At 56.8% G+C, this 14,758-nt stretch carries 15 protein-coding genes and 1 pseudogene; 10 read left to right on the top strand and 6 right to left on the bottom strand.

The window, feature by feature from the left end:
- Nucleotides 1–95 precede the first annotated feature (95 nt).
- A complete protein-coding gene (locus tag FGF66_RS11900; RefSeq protein WP_139457847.1) occupies nt 96–359 on the bottom strand; it encodes a type II toxin-antitoxin system RelB/DinJ family antitoxin in 264 nt (87 codons plus the stop codon).
- Between the two features lie 323 nt (nt 360–682).
- On the opposite strand from FGF66_RS11900, the gene serB reads away from it, so the two are divergent.
- On the top strand, nt 683–1,906 hold the full coding sequence (gene serB / locus FGF66_RS11895) for a phosphoserine phosphatase SerB (RefSeq protein WP_139457846.1): 1,224 nt from the start codon (nt 683–685) through the stop codon (nt 1,904–1,906).
- Between the two features lie 95 nt (nt 1,907–2,001).
- Here serB and FGF66_RS11890 read toward each other — a convergent pair whose 3' ends face one another.
- Genes FGF66_RS11890 through alaS form a run of 3 tightly spaced genes read right to left on the bottom strand, consistent with a single transcriptional unit; the run spans nt 2,002 to nt 5,485 of the window.
- Nucleotides 2,002–2,289 (bottom strand): 4Fe-4S dicluster domain-containing protein, encoded by a 288-nt coding sequence (locus FGF66_RS11890; RefSeq protein ID WP_139457845.1) that lies wholly within the window; start codon nt 2,287–2,289, stop codon nt 2,002–2,004.
- A gap of 18 nt (nt 2,290–2,307) precedes the next feature.
- A complete protein-coding gene (locus FGF66_RS12745) occupies nt 2,308–2,802 on the bottom strand; it encodes a 4Fe-4S dicluster domain-containing protein (protein WP_170181367.1) in 495 nt (164 codons plus the stop codon).
- A 25-nt stretch (nt 2,803–2,827) separates the two neighbouring features.
- Nucleotides 2,828–5,485, bottom strand: coding sequence for an alanine--tRNA ligase (alaS, locus tag FGF66_RS11880; protein WP_139457844.1), 2,658 nt, complete (start codon nt 5,483–5,485; stop codon nt 2,828–2,830).
- A 370-nt stretch (nt 5,486–5,855) separates the two neighbouring features.
- Between alaS and FGF66_RS11875 the strand changes: the two genes are divergently transcribed.
- The 3 genes from FGF66_RS11875 (at nt 5,856) to FGF66_RS11865 (ending at nt 9,246) form a co-directional block, all read left to right on the top strand.
- A complete protein-coding gene (locus FGF66_RS11875; protein WP_139457843.1) occupies nt 5,856–6,119 on the top strand; it encodes a hypothetical protein in 264 nt (87 codons plus the stop codon).
- A 211-nt stretch (nt 6,120–6,330) separates the two neighbouring features.
- Nucleotides 6,331–8,214 (top strand): 2-oxoacid:acceptor oxidoreductase subunit alpha, encoded by a 1,884-nt coding sequence (locus tag FGF66_RS11870; RefSeq protein WP_139457842.1) that lies wholly within the window; start codon nt 6,331–6,333, stop codon nt 8,212–8,214.
- A 3-nt stretch (nt 8,215–8,217) separates the two neighbouring features.
- Nucleotides 8,218–9,246: a 2-oxoacid:ferredoxin oxidoreductase subunit beta gene (locus tag FGF66_RS11865; protein ID WP_139457841.1), complete on the top strand. Its 1,029-nt coding sequence runs from the start codon at nt 8,218–8,220 to the stop codon at nt 9,244–9,246.
- Nucleotides 9,247–9,436: 190 nt separating this feature from the next.
- Here the strand turns inward: FGF66_RS11865 and FGF66_RS11860 are convergent, their stop codons facing one another.
- Both FGF66_RS11860 and FGF66_RS11855 read right to left on the bottom strand, forming a co-directional pair.
- Entirely contained in the window at nt 9,437–10,441 is a 1,005-nt protein-coding gene (locus FGF66_RS11860) for an acetyl-CoA carboxylase carboxyltransferase subunit alpha (protein WP_139457840.1), read from the bottom strand.
- A gap of 95 nt (nt 10,442–10,536) precedes the next feature.
- Nucleotides 10,537–10,812 carry an HU family DNA-binding protein gene (locus tag FGF66_RS11855; RefSeq protein ID WP_139457839.1) on the bottom strand — a complete coding sequence of 92 codons (276 nt, stop codon included), beginning with the start codon at nt 10,810–10,812 and terminating at the stop codon, nt 10,537–10,539.
- 231 nt (nt 10,813–11,043) lie between these two features.
- Between FGF66_RS11855 and efp the strand changes: the two genes are divergently transcribed.
- The 6 genes and pseudogenes from efp to FGF66_RS12995 form a co-directional block, all read left to right on the top strand.
- Entirely contained in the window at nt 11,044–11,610 is a 567-nt protein-coding gene (gene efp, locus FGF66_RS11850) for an elongation factor P (RefSeq protein ID WP_139457838.1), read from the top strand.
- A 51-nt stretch (nt 11,611–11,661) separates the two neighbouring features.
- Nucleotides 11,662–12,123: an acetyl-CoA carboxylase biotin carboxyl carrier protein gene (accB, locus tag FGF66_RS11845; protein ID WP_139457837.1), complete on the top strand. Its 462-nt coding sequence runs from the start codon at nt 11,662–11,664 to the stop codon at nt 12,121–12,123.
- Nucleotides 12,124–12,143: 20 nt separating this feature from the next.
- Nucleotides 12,144–13,493 carry an acetyl-CoA carboxylase biotin carboxylase subunit gene (gene accC, locus FGF66_RS11840; RefSeq protein ID WP_139457836.1) on the top strand — a complete coding sequence of 450 codons (1,350 nt, stop codon included), beginning with the start codon at nt 12,144–12,146 and terminating at the stop codon, nt 13,491–13,493.
- Between the two features lie 315 nt (nt 13,494–13,808).
- Entirely contained in the window at nt 13,809–13,967 is a 159-nt protein-coding gene (locus tag FGF66_RS12740) for a hypothetical protein (protein ID WP_170181366.1), read from the top strand.
- A gap of 54 nt (nt 13,968–14,021) precedes the next feature.
- Nucleotides 14,022–14,210, top strand: coding sequence for a hypothetical protein (locus FGF66_RS11835; RefSeq protein ID WP_139457835.1), 189 nt, complete (start codon nt 14,022–14,024; stop codon nt 14,208–14,210).
- A gap of 74 nt (nt 14,211–14,284) precedes the next feature.
- Nucleotides 14,285–14,554 (top strand): annotated as a pseudogene (locus FGF66_RS12995) (IS5/IS1182 family transposase); the annotation flags it as partial.
- Nucleotides 14,555–14,758 lie beyond the last annotated feature (204 nt).

Here is a 14,758-nt window from a genome sequence, read left to right as displayed (position 1 = left end):
GTTTGCAGGGCAATATCGCCTTGTTTCGATGTCGCTGGTCAGAAGAATATTTCAAATCGCTCTTTTTAGAGATGCCCTTAAAGCGATTGGTGAACTTAATCGTCCGCATTCAATTCCTTGAACAGATTTTTCACGGAGCTGGCCGTTTTCAGCTCACCACGTCGAGCAGCTTTGATTGCTTCAATCGTTTCGGCACTCGGAACGAGCGGCTCAAATGGAAGCGCCTTTTCTGCGACTACCCTCTTCAGCATCAATCTTACTGCATCAGACAACGTAAGCCCTATACTTGCCAGCACAGCCGAGGCCTCTGCCTTGGTTTCAGCATCGATCCTGGCGCGCACAACAGAATTTTCCACCATACTTTTACTCCTTTTTGTAGCTACAATGTAGCGCATTTTCACACACAAAAAAACAAGAGACCTCACTATTAGGTTTCCAGTCCGCCTCGGTTTTAATCATCCCATTTTTCCTCACTGTGAAATGTGAACAACATTCGCAGGCCACCCAAAATACTGGATCAACCCGCCATCCTCCACCTCTCCCCGCTTTTTGAACCTTCGCAAAACAACGCTATCTTTCCCCGTGCTTCTCCCGCAAACCGGGCGAGGCCATAAGCCATTACAAGAAAATGCCTTGCCGCTCACCCTCCGCTCGACGAGGGCTTAACCGACACCTCCAGCACATGCGCGAACTGCTGCTTATCACCATATCCGGGCCGGACAAGCCGGGCCTGATGTCGAAAATTACCTGCGTTCTGAAAAAGTACCGCATTCCGGTGCTCGACATTGGCCAGTCGGTCATCCACAACCACCTCTCGCTCGGGATGCTCATCGAAGTGCCGAAGGAGTCCGCCTCCGCGCCGATCCTCAAGGACTTGCTCTACTCGGCGCACACCCTCGGCATCGAAATCGATTTTTCTCCCGTCACCACACGCGATTACCACAAATGGGTCGGCGAACAGGGCAAACCACGCTACCTGCTCTCGCTGCTTGGCCGGAAAATTACGTCAGAGCACCTCGAACAGGTGACTTCGCTGGTCTCGAACCACGGCCTAAATATCGATACTATCAGCCGCCTCTCCGGGCGAATGCCGCTCGAAGACGAGCGCGACCCCGGCAGCACCAAGGCGTGCGTCGAGTTTTCGCTCAGGGGCGCGCCCTCGAACGAAGAGCAGTTCCGGGCGGAGATGCTCGACATCACCGACAGCCTCGGTGTGGACATCGCCTTCCAGGAGGACAACATCTTCCGCCGCACCCGGCGGCTCGTGGTTTTCGACATGGATTCGACGCTGATTACGTCAGAGGTGATCGACGAACTGGCGAAAGAGGCTGGATCGGGAGAGTTGGTCTCGGCAGTCACCGAGCAGGCGATGCGCGGCGAGATCGACTTCACCGAGAGCCTGAAAAAGCGTGTCGCGACGCTGGCGGGTCTGGAGGAATCGACGCTCCAAAAGGTCGCCGAACGGCTGCAACTGACCGAAGGCGCGGAGCTTCTGTTCCACAACCTGCACCGCCTCGGCTTCAAAACCGCCATCCTCTCCGGCGGCTTCACCTACTTCGGGCGCTATTTGCAGAAAAAGCTCAACATCGACTACGTCTTCGCCAACGAGCTGGAGATTGTTGACGGCAAAATGACCGGCAACGTCATAGGCCAGGTCGTCGATGGCAAACGCAAAGCCGAACTGCTCGAAGAGATCGCCGCCACGGAGAACATCCGCCTCGAACAGACCGTCGCGGTCGGCGACGGCGCCAACGACCTCCCCATGCTCGGCAAGGCCGGACTCGGCATAGCCTTCCGCGCCAAACCGATCGTGCGCGAAACGGCGCGGCAATCGATTTCCACGTTAGGCCTCGACGCAATTTTGTATTTGATGGGATTCAGGGACAGGGATTCGCTGGCGGTGTAAACAGGGAAAAACGGACAACGGCAAAAGAGGCGAACCGGTAACGCAACGTCAATTCCTGCACTGTCCACAACGTCCGCTCAGTCCACTGCTTTTGGCTACTCCACGTACTCCACGAAGCGCTCGAAATCGCGCGGGTCAGGCAGGGTGATTGCGCCGGAGGGGCAGACCGGCTCGCAGCGGGTGCAGAGGACGAGGCAGTTCATGGGGTGGGCAACCTGCATTTTCGGGCGTTTCACCACTGCGGCGTCCAGCTCCGGAGCGCCGGGCGCGAAGACTCCGGGGCGGCAGAACTCGGCGCAAGCTTCGCAGCCGTTGCAAATCTCCGCATCGATGGCGGGATACCAGGAGATATCCTCCCTCGGCGCAAGCAGTCGTTTCCTCATCTTCATCCCCATTATCAATTAATCCAGATACTCCACGTACTTCTCGAACTCCTCTTTCTTCGGCAACACGATCGCGCCGGAGGTGCAAATGGGGACGCAGCGGTCGCAGAGGACGAGGCAGTTCATGGGGTGGGCGACGACGAGCTTCGGGCGGTGAATGCCGGTCGGGTCGGGTTCGCCAAGCTCGAAGACGCCGGGCTTGCAGAGCACCTTGCAGTCGCCGCAGCCGTTGCAAAGCTCCGGCTTGATGACCGGGAACCACGGAATCTCTTCGCGCGGAACCAGCAGGCGCTTTTTGCGTTTGGCGGATGACTTGTTCGCTGCCGAGGACTTTCCGGCAAGCGTTGCATCCACCGCTTTTTTCCATGACTCGTCCGGATCGACGCACGACTCTTCGCTCTTGTTCATCGAGCGCGACTTGAGCGCACGCCGCAAATTGCGGACGGGCACCAGGCCGCAACCATCGCACGAGGGGCGTTCACATCGTCCAAAAAAACAGTCAAAAATCAGCATAACTCATTCATTTTCAAACCGTTACTCACTGTAACGCAGTCTTGACCGACGCGACGAAAACCTCGATGGCCTTGTCGATTCCGGCAGGCTCCTTGCCGCCAGCGGTCGCCAGTTCGGGCTTGCCGCCGCCGCCGCCCTTGACGCAGGCCGCGGCTTCACGCACCAGCTTGCCCGCATCGAGTTTCAGCGATTTTACCGCTTCGTCCGATGCGAAGCCAACCAGCGACACCTTGCCGTCGGCCACGCTGCACAGCAGGCCGACCGCGCAGGGTACGCGCTCGCGCAGCGCCACGGCGGCCTGCCGCAGCTCGTCCGCGCCAACGCCGTCGAGCCGCTCGGTCATGACGTGGCATCCGTTGATCTCCTCGGCTCCAGCCAGCGATGCGGCCAAACGGTCGAGCAATCCGGCGAGGCGGCTCTCCTGAAGCTGCTTGTCGAGCGACTTTTTCTCTTCGAGCAATTCGCGGATTTTCGGCCCGGCCTCTTCGTCCGCCTTGAGCTTCAGCAGATGCTTGATCTCCTGAAGGTTGCGATACTCCTGCCAGAGCAGCGTTTCGGCGGCCGCGCCGGTGACCGCCTCGATGCGGCGGATTCCCGCGGCGACCGACGATTCGCTGACGATTTTGACCAGGCCGATCTGGCCGATGTTGCCCACGTGAGTGCCGCCGCACAGCTCGATGGAGATGCCCGGTACTTCGACAACGCGAACGCGGTCGGCGTATTTGTCGCCGAAGAAGGCGAGAGCGCCGAGCGAAAGCGCCTCTTCATACGGCACGTCGGCGTGTTTGGTGACGCTGGCCGCCTTGCGAATTTCGGCGTTGACCTCGTGCTCGACCTGCTCCAGCTCCCCGGCGCTCACCTTCGAGAAATGGCTGAAATCGAAGCGGAGCCGCTCCGGCGTAACCAGCGAGCCTTTCTGCTGGACGTGCTCGCCAAGCACCTTGCGCAGCGCGGCGTGGAGCAGGTGCGTCGCGGTGTGGTTGCGCTCGGTGGCCACGCGGCGGCTGCGGTCAACGGCGGCTTCGACGGAAACCACGCCATCGAAAATTACGTCGGCTGGCGAGATCGCACAGTCGCGCACTTTGTCGTGCGCCGAGGTGACGACGTGAACGATCTGCTCGCCATCCTTGCGCGTGTCGGTGACGTCGAGGCGGTATCCGGCGGTTTCGAGTGTGCCGTGGTCGCCAGTCTGGCCGCCGCTTTCGGCGTAGAAGGGCGTCCGGTCGAGCACCACCAGCAGCTTGTCGCCACTGACCCGGACGGCAACAAGCGATGCCGCCGTTTCGAGCGTCTCGTAACCGACGAACACGGTCGGCTGCTCCTCCGTGAAGCGCTGCCACTCGCCGCCGTCATCCTGCACCTGCATCTTGTCCTTTCGGTCCATGCGGGCGCGGGTTTTCTGCTCGGTCATGCAGTGCTCGAAACCCTCCTCGTCGATGCCAAGGCCGACTTCGGCAGCCATCAGGCGCGTCAGGTCGAGCGGGAAGCCGAAGGTGTCGTACAGCTTGAAGGCGTCCGCGCCGGAGATGGTGGTGGTTCCGGCGGTTTTCATCCCGACGACCACCTCGTTGAAGATTTCGGTGCCGCGTCCGAGGGTGACGAGGAAGCTCTCCTCTTCGGCGCGGATGATCTTTTCGACCGTCGCCCGCTGCTTCTCCAGCTCCGGAAAAACGTCGCCCATTGTGCCCGCCAGCACCTCGACCATTTTGTACATGATCGGCTCGTGGCAGCCAAGTGTGCCCGCGTAGCGCAAAGCACGTCGCAAAATACGGCGCAGCACGTAGCCGCGCCCCTCGTTGCCCGGCATCGCGCCGTCCGAAAGCGCGAAGGTGAGCGTGCGGCAGTGGTCGGCGATGACGCGCATGGCGATGTCCGACGGGCTGTCGAGCGAGGCGGTATAGGCGACACCGGTCAGCTCCGTGATGCGCTCGAAGAGCGGAGCGAATACGTCACTGTCGTAATTCGAGGATTTGCCCTGCAATACGGCAGCCACGCGCTCGAAGCCCATGCCGGTATCGACATGCTTCTGCGGCAGCGGTTCGAGGCTGCCGTCGGCCTGGCGGTCGTACTGGATGAAAACGAGGTTCCACAGCTCCATGACGCGGTGGTCGCCAACGTTGACCAGCGGGCCGCCCGAACCGTCGGGGGTGAGGTCGATATGAATTTCCGAGCAGGGGCCGCACGGGCCGGTCTCGCCCATCTCCCAGAAGTTGTCCTTGTTGCCGAACTTCAGGATGTGCAACGGATCGATGTCGGTCTCCTGTTTCCAGAGTTCGAGGCTCTCGTCGTCGTCCTGATAGACCGTGGCGTAGAGACGCTCTTTCGGCAGCTTCCAGACACCCGTCATCAGCTCCCACGCCCAGCCAATCGCCTCCTTTTTATAATAGTCGCCGAACGACCAGTTGCCGAGCATCTCGAAAAAGGTGTGGTGATAGGTATCGCGCCCTACGTCTTCGAGGTCGTTGTGCTTGCCCGAAGCGCGGATGCACTTCTGCGTATCCGCCGCGCGGACGTACTCCCTCTGGCCCTTGCCGAGAAAGACATCCTTGAACTGGTTCATGCCCGCGTTGGTGAACAACAGGGTGGGATCCTCAGCGGGAATGACCGGCGCGGAACGCACGATGCGATGCTCCTTGCTGGCAAAAAAATCGAGGAACGACTGCCGTATCTCTCGTGAATTCATAGGTATCTGTAGCTTGCGGGCATCGGGAAAATCAGTGACGGCAATCCGGCGACACCCTTGTGGGTTGAACTGCGACAGACGGAAAAACAGCAGCCGCAGCAGTTTTTGGGCGGAAATTTACGGTTTTTCAGCCCCGATGCCAACGGATTTTATGAGGAGCAATTTTAGCTGGGAACCCTCGTTATTCCAGGCATCGGCAATTGTGTTAACAAAAAAGACGCTATATTATTTTTTTAGTGACAAGGCGAATAGAACAGTAAACTTCGTCGTAACTCTTTTCCTATAGGACCTATAGGTCTTATAAGTCCTATAGGAATTATAAGACCACCAAAAGGACTTCTCCTGTCAACAGCAAACGGGAATTCATGTCATGAGCTGGGGAATCGAACATTCGAAAAAGAGGAAAGACATCCTCGACCTGATGGATATTGGCGTCAGAAAAACGATGGCTAATCCGAACTACGTCAATGAAGTAAAAAAAAGCACCAATGGCTGCTGGATGGATCAGATTTACGGCCTGATGCGCTGCGACATCTGCGATTTGAGCAACCAGTGCCCGGTCAGGGAGGAGGAGGAGTGGCAGGCCTGGCTGAAAGAAAACAATATGATGGTCGAGAAGAAAAAACCGGAATAACCCTCAGTTACTCTTGCATCGACAGCCGTAATGCCGTATATTTTTTAGATCGGCAAAAATTTGCCTCGGGTCAAGTATTGTCTGCCCGAACCCGCCGTTGAGAGAATTTCTCCATACAACCACGACATCAGCTCTTGCAATGATCAGATCATTTGCGGGGGTTTTTTTGTCGCCCAGAACTTTTTTCTGAAAAGAGGAAGAGGGGATACCCATGAGTGACACCGCAATCCTAAATAAAAATGACATGGTAATTTCTAAAACCAGCGTGTCAGTGCTTTTTGCCGGCGACTCCGGTGACGGCATGCAGCTTACCGGCACACAGTTCGCCAACACGGTGGCCGTTTACGGCTCGGACCTGAACACCTTTCCGAACTTTCCTTCGGAAATCAGACCTCCTGCGGGTACTGTGGCGGGCGTATCGGGCTTTCAGTTGCAGTTCGGAACGACCGGCGTCTATACCCCTGGCGCGAAGTTCGATGTCATGATCGCCATGAACGCCGCCGCGCTGAAGGCGAACCTGAACAATCTGCACCACGGCGGCATCATCATCGCCGACAGCGAAGGGTTCGACGCCAAAAACCTGAATCTTTCGGGTTACGGCGAAGCGAACAATCCGCTCGAGGACGGCTCGCTGAACGACTATACCGTATTCAAAATCCCGGTGATAAGCCTTACCCGCCAGGCGCTTGCCGAGACCGGCCTGAGCATCAAGATCATCGACCGTTGCAAAAACATGTTTGTGCTCGGCGTGCTCTACTGGCTCTACAGCCTGCCGCTCGAAACCACGATCGAAACCCTGCAATCGAAGTTCAAGAACAAGCAGGATATTGCCGACGCCAACATCAAAGCCGTCAAGGCTGGCTACAACTTCGGCGATGAAACCGAGATGTTCTCGCAGCATGGCCGCTTCTGCGTCGCTCCGGCACAGAAAAAAGGTGGCCTTTATCGCCGCGTCACTGGCAACGAAGCCTCGGCTATCGGCTTGGCCGCTGCCGCCAAAAAGGCTGGACTGAAGCTCTTTCTCGGCTCCTACCCGATCACCCCGGCATCGGAAATCTTGCAGACGCTTGCCGGTCTGAAGAAATGGGGCGTCAAGACCTTTCAGGCCGAAGACGAAATTGCCGGCGTACTGACCAGCATCGGCGCGGCCTATGGCGGCGCGCTTGCCGCCACCAACACCTCCGGCCCCGGCCTCGCGCTCAAAACCGAAGGGATGGGCCTCGCGGTCATTCTCGAAATTCCTCTGGTGATCATCAATGTCATGAGGGGCGGCCCCTCAACCGGTCTTCCGACCAAACCAGAGCAGTCGGATCTGCTCATGGCCATGTACGGACGCCACGGCGAAGCCCCGATGCCGGTCATCGCGGCCATGACGCCGGTTGACTGCTTCTATGCAGCCTACGAAGCCGCGAAGATCGCCGTCGAGTACATGACGCCGGTGCTTTGCCTCACCGACGGCTACCTCGCGCTCAGCTCCGAGCCGATGCTGGTGCCGTCGCCCGACGAGCTGGCATCGATCACTCCGGTGTTTTCGCCGGAACGCAAATCTGACGATCCACCGTATCTGCCGTACAAGCGCGACGAACGCTGCGTCAGGCCGTGGGGCATTCCCGGCACACCAGGCCTGGAGCATCGCATCGGCGGTCTCGAAAAACAGCACGAGACCGGCAATGTCTCCCACGATCCGGAAAACCATGCGCTCATGACCCGGTTGCGCGCCGAAAAGATCGCAAATGTTGCTGATATCATTCCTGATCTCACCCTCGACAACGGCCCGGAAAAAGGCGACCTGCTCGTTCTCGGCTGGGGTTCGACCTATGGCGCCATCAAGAAAGCCGTCGAGCAGGCTCGCGAAGGTGGTCTGGACGTCGCCCACGCGCATCTCCGCTATATCAACCCGTTCCCGAAAAATCTCGGCGCGATGCTCGGCAACTACAAAAAAGTGCTGATTCCCGAAAACAACTGCGGGCAACTGCTCAGCATGATCCGGGACAAGTTCCTCATCGAACCGGTCGGCTTCAGCAAGGTTCAGGGCCTGCCGTTCAACGAGATGGAAATCGAAGCAAAAATCACCGATATCTTAAAGGAGCTCTGAATCATGACCGATACACATACCTGTCTGACCGCCAAGGATTTCACGTCAAACCAGGAGCCGAAATGGTGTCCCGGTTGCGGTGACTTCAGCGTCCTGCAACAGCTCAAGGCCGCGATGGCCGAACTGTGCCTGAAAACCGAAGAGGTGGTCGTGGTTTCGGGCATCGGCTGCTCGTCGAGGCTGCCGTACTACATCAACACCTACGGTGTGCACGGTATCCATGGCCGCGCCATGGCGATGGCCTCCGGCCTGAAGGCCGCCCGCCCCGAGCTCAGCGTCTGGGTCGGCACCGGCGACGGCGACGCCCTCTCCATCGGTGGTAACCACTATATTCATACCGTTCGCCGCAATCTCGACCTGAACGTCGTACTGTTCAACAACGAGATTTACGGCCTGACCAAGGGACAGTACTCGCCCACATCGAAGGTTGGCCTGAGAACCGTCACCTCGCCGAGCGGCGTGGTCGATCACCCGATCAACACCATCGCTCTGACCCTCGGCGCTGGCGGCACCTTCGTGGCGCGCGTCATGGATCGCGACGGCAAGATGATGAAGGAGATTTTCAAGCGCGCCCACGCTCACAAAGGCACCTCGATCGTCGAGATTTACCAGAACTGCCCGATCTTCAACGACGGCGCTTTTGGCCCATTCACCGACAAGGAGCGGAAAGCGGACACGACCCTTTTCCTCGAACAGGGCCAGCCGCTGGTCTTCGGCAGCAACGGATCGAAAGGCATCCGCCTCGACGGTTTCAAACCGACAGTCATCGACCTCGAAGCGTCGAGCATTTCGAAAGACGATCTCTGGATTCACGACGAGAATGACCTGATCAAGGCCAACATTCTGTCACGCTTCTTCGACGATCCTAACTCGACCGAAGAGTTCCTCCCGAGGCCGTTCGGCATCTTCTACGTCGAAGACCGCTTCACCTATGAAGCAGCTCTGGACGCCCAGATCGACAAGGCGCAGGAAAAAGGCGAAGGTACGCTCGAAGAGCTGCTCGCCGGCAACAGCACCTGGACGATCAACTGATCCTCGCGAAATACCAACAAAAAACCGGCTTCGAGCCGGTTTTTTTTGTCGCAGCGGAGAAGCCACAGTGGCTTGCCCTGACGATGGACGTAATGGACAGCGTGGACAAGAGGCGAACGCAAGCGGGACATAAAAAAAGCAGGCTACGGAAATCCGGGCCTGCTTTTTTTGCTTTCGCGGTGGAAAACGGTCAACTCTCTTCCCACACTCCCATCAAGGAGAATTTTGCGATGCGCTCATCCACCAGTGTGGTCGGGGCTTTTGGCAATAATCCCTGCAACTCCTCGATCAGAATCGCCTTGAGCGTCGCGGCCATCTCCTCGGGATTGTGGTGCGCCCCGCCGAGCGGTTCGGTCACAATCCGATCGATGATGCCTTGGGCCAGCAGATCGTCCGCCGTGAGCTTGAGCGCTTCGGCTGCCTGCTCTTTGAAATTCCAGCTTCGCCAGAGAATCGAGGAACAGCTTTCCGGCGAAATGACCGAGTACCAGGCGTTCTCAGCCATGAGAATGCGGTCGCCGACGCCGATGCCGATGGCTCCTCCGCTGGCTCCTTCGCCAATGATGACGCAGATGATCGGCACTTTCAGAGAAGCCATTTCATAGAGGTTCCGGGCAATGGCCTCGGCCTGTCCGCGCTCCTCTGCCTCGATGCCGGGAAAAGCGCCCGGAGTATCGATCAGCGTAATAACGGGCTTTCGAAACTTCTCGGCCATTTTCATAAGCCGAAGCGCCTTGCGGTAGCCCTCGGGCTGCGCCATGCCGAAATTCCGGTAAAGGTTCGATTTGGTGTCGCGTCCCTTCTGGTGGCCTATGACCATGACGCTTTGCGAGAAGCCGGTCGCCTCATCCGCAAGTCGGGCAAAGCCGCCAATGATCGCCTTGTCATCACCAAAATTCCGGTCTCCAGACAGCTCGACGAAATCCTTCATCATCATATAGATGTAATCGAGCGTATAAGGACGTTCGGGATGGCGCGCCAACTGGACCTTCTGCCATCGGGTCAGGTTCTTGTAGATCGTTTTGCGAAGCGATTCGACCTTTGCTTCAAGCGCTTCAATCTCACGCTTCAGGCCTGAGCGACCTTCCGAAAGAGAATCGACCTCGCCGCTTTTCAGATAAACCCTCATTTCACTGAGCTTCTCTTCAAGCTCATAGAGGGGTTTTTCAAAATCCAGAACTACTTTGGCCGCCATAGTATGCTTGCTCCTTAACAAAAAGTCCATCACTGCGCAGGCGAATGATGGACCTTGAAAACTCGAATGATGGTATTTTACGCTCCGGTAATGACTCAGCCACCGACCTCGTCTTTCAGCGCTTTGCCTGGCTTGAACTTGACAACCTTCTTTGCAGCGATAGTGATGGTCTTGCCTGTCTGGGGATTACGCCCCTGACGCTCTGCCCGGTCACCGGTGGTGAAAGTGCCAAAACCGACGAGAGTCACATCGTCACCACTCTTCAGAGACGAGGTCACTACATTGATGAATGCATTAACCGCTCTTTCAGCATCAGCCTTGGTCAAACCGGTCTGTTCTGCAATTTGTTCTACTAACTCGGCTTTCGACATAAGAAGTTTACCATTTACGTTGGAGGAAAATCAGCTTGCCTGCTTCCAATTACTACTATAATTCAATTTAAAGACTGAGCTACAAACATCCAATTTGTTTTTATCCCTGAAACCACGCGGCTCTTGGCTGGTCATTGTTATTCAGTCCCGGCTGTATTATATTGCGTTTCTTTAACTTTTCAACTTCGATATTCAGGCTCAGCACTGTATCGCCTATCTGCAAGTCAACTCATGGTTTCAATCAGTAACGTCTCGAGAGGCGCCATCATCCGATGGAATGGGGTGCCGCACAGCATCGAAAGTCTCGTGCATCGCACACCCGGTAATCTTCGCGCCTTTTACCAGGCCAACATGAAAAACCTCAAGTCCGGCCGCAACGTCGAATACCGCTTCAGCGCCAGCGAGCAGGTCGATGTCATCGTCACCGAGAGAAAGAAATACCAGTACCTCTATCGTGACGGCAACGACTATGTCATGATGGACACCGAGACCTTCGACCAGATCAACGTGCCTGAAGTGGCCATCGGTCCGGCCTCACGCTTCCTCAAGGACTCCGTGATGGTCGATATCGTCTTCGCCGATGACAACTCGATCCTCGAAGTCGAATTACCGACCTTCGTCGAACTCGAAATCACCGAAACCAGCCCGGCAAGCAAGGATGACCGCGCCACCAGCGGCACCAAGCCGGCCATCGTCGAAACCGGCGCAGAGGTGAACGTGCCGATGTTCATCCAGACCGGCAGCATTATCCGCATCGACACCCGTAGCGGCGAATACATGGACCGAGTTAAAAAGTGACTGTTTTGACTGTTATTACCGAATTGCGCGTAAAATCTTAAGACCACAATCATGAACCTCAAGGAAATTCAGCAGCTTATCGAGATCGTCAACGTGTCATCTCTTGATGAAGTGATCATCAAGGATGGTCAGTCCGAAATCACGCTGAGACGAAACAACTCGAAAGCCCAGGCTGTCTTACCGACCGCTCCTGTCTTCGCGCAACCCGTTCAGGCGCCTCAGCCTGCAGTGCGCCAGGCCGTGCCAGAGCAACCGGCTCCGGCTGCCGCTACGGACCTTATCGAAATACATTCGCCCATCGTGGGCACCTTTTACCGCTCGCCCTCTCCGGATTCTCTTCCATTCGTCAACGAAGGCGACAAGGTCAAGGCCGGCGATGTGCTCTGCATCATCGAAGCCATGAAGCTGATGAACGAGATCGAGTCGGAAGTTTCAGGAACCATTGTCGAGGTTCTCGTCGAAAACGGCCAGCCTGTCGAATACAATCAGGCTCTGTACCGAGTCAAGCCATAACATTCAATCTTCACTGCACCTTGTTCAAAAAAATACTCATAGCCAACCGTGGGGAGATCGCCTTGCGGGTCATGCATACCTGCCGGGAGATGGGCATTTGCACCGTGGCCGTCTATTCGACCGCCGATGCCGATTCCCTTCATGTCAGGTACGCCGACGAGGCGGTCTGCATCGGGCCGCCGCTTTCGAGAGAGAGCTACCTGAATATTCCGCGCATCATCGCCGCCGCCGAGGTCACCAACGCTGACGCCATTCATCCCGGCTACGGTTTTCTGGCCGAGAACGCCGATTTTTCGCAAGTGTGCCACTCCTCGAACATCAAGTTCATCGGCCCCTCGGCTGAGATGATCAACAAGATGGGCGACAAGAACACCGCCAAATCAACGATGATTGCGGCGGGTGTGCCGGTCGTGCCGGGCAGCGAAGGGCTGGTCGAAGATGTCGCCCACGCCATCGAAACGGCCAAAAAGATCGGATACCCGGTCATCATCAAGCCGACCGCCGGCGGCGGCGGCAAGGGCATGAGGGTGGTCCATGAAGAGGCACAACTCGAAAAAAATCTCAAGACCGCCCAGAGTGAAGCCGGCATGGCCTTCGGCAACAGCGGCGTCTATATCGAGAAATTCCTCGAAAACCCGCGCCACATCGAAATTCAGATTCTTGCCGACCAGCACGGCAACGTGGTGCACCTCGGCGAACGCGACTGCACCGTGCAGCGCCGCCACCAGAAGCTGATCGAGGAGACTCCGTCGCCGGTGGTCAGCGAAGAGCTTCGGGCGGAGATGGGCGCGGCAGCCGTCGCAGCGGCCCAAGCGATCAACTATGAAGGCGCCGGCACCATCGAGTTCCTGCTCGACAAGCACAAGAAGTTCTACTTCATGGAGATGAACACCCGCATCCAGGTGGAGCATCCGGTCACCGAGCAGCGCTATGATGTCGATCTCGTCAGGGAGCAGATCCGTATCGCCGACGGAGGCAGCCTGGCCGGAAAAACCTTTGAACCGAGGGGCCACTCCATCGAATGCCGCATCAATGCTGAAGACCCCGAACACATGTTCAGGCCGTCACCAGGCGAAATCCAGGTATTCCACACGCCCGGCGGTCCCGGCGTCAGAATCGACTCGCACTGCTACGCAAGCTACGTCGTGCCGTCGAACTACGACTCGATGATCGGTAAGCTCATCGTCACCGCCCACACCCGGGACGAAGCGATCGCCCGCATGTCGAGAGCGCTCGACGAGTTCATCGTCGTAGGCATCAAAACTACCATTCCCTTCCACAAGCAGGTGATGCACGACCCGGTTTTCAGAAGTGGAGAGTTCGACACGAGCTTCCTCGACAGCTTCAGGTTCGAAAAACTGCAACCCTGAACAAGAGCTTCACAATTACCGCCCAAGACGGCGCTCGCCATTTTCAATCCCTGTAACCAAATAATAAATAGATAGTTACAGGGATTGAACATTACTCTTTGCCAAAGGACATTACTTGCTTCCGCTATTCAAATGACCTGCCCCCCGCAAAACGAGACCTCCCTGTTGTGGAGAAAGTGAATGATACACTCAACCAGAACAGGTACCCGCATGAAAACCATGCATTCCTGAGAAAGAGGCGATGCTTGCCTGCCGGTCAAGGAACGCTGCCGCAAGTACGGCATCAGCGATTCGACGATGCACTCCTGAAAATCGATGTTCGGAGGCATCACGGTCAGCGACGCCCACCGACTCAAGGAGTTCCACCGGCAGCTCAAAAAGCTGGTCGCTGAGCATAAACGCCAGGCCTATCGTCGGTTGCACGGGCAGTTGATACACGACGGCTATGCGATCAACCACAAACGGACACAGTGAAGAACGCCTGATGTTACGGGTCAGGCGCGACGTCTGTTCAAAATTTTGAACGGCATGGACAGATGCATCTGCGATTATCGTTGCGTTGAAATCAATACATCAATTCCGGGGCTGGTGTGCGAAGCGCAGGATCGGCTGGTCTGGATGAATGGCAAGCCAAAGATGATCACGACCACCAGTTCACCGGGCAACGGCAGGAAGAGTACCAGACGATCGGGCCGCACAGCAGATCAGGCGGCCTGACGCCGGAAGAATTTCGGTGGCAAGAAGCTGAAAAATGCCAAGAGCATGTGATCTTGTAAATGGGGGCAGGTGAGGTGAGCTGGAACAAGCACAAAGAAGGCTGCGACCCGAAACGAAATGTCGAACGGTACCGGGAGCGCTGCGGCCACTATCGAATCGCTGTATGCCGACAAGCTTTACCCGACGAGAAAGAACCGGGAACGGCTGCGTCAGATCAGGACAGACGAAGACATTCGCAATGCTGTTGAAGGCAAATTCGGCCAGGCAAAAAACATCGATACGATTTAGGGCTGGTGATTGCGCGTCGGGCCGGGCGCAGCATGACGGCGGTCTCGATCAGCTTTTTTGCGCCGTTTCGGATGGCGCTGCTGGCTGGCCTCATCGAATAAGTCCGTCGGATGAAATTACCCCGCGTAGCGGCAACTGTTTGTTGAACTCCCGATTGATTGTTCAGTAAGGCCTAAATTTTTTGGTTCTTCGCAGAATATCGTGGGTAAGGGCTTCTGCTGTTCCGTCATGATTCGATAGCCATGTTGAGTTTGCCGCAG

The organism is Chlorobaculum thiosulfatiphilum, from assembly GCF_006265165.1.
Classification (GTDB): Bacteria; Bacteroidota; Chlorobiia; order Chlorobiales; family Chlorobiaceae; genus Chlorobaculum; species Chlorobaculum thiosulfatiphilum.
The sequence above is the reverse complement of the archived record's forward strand: the minus strand, read 5'-3'. Positions and strand labels throughout refer to the sequence as shown.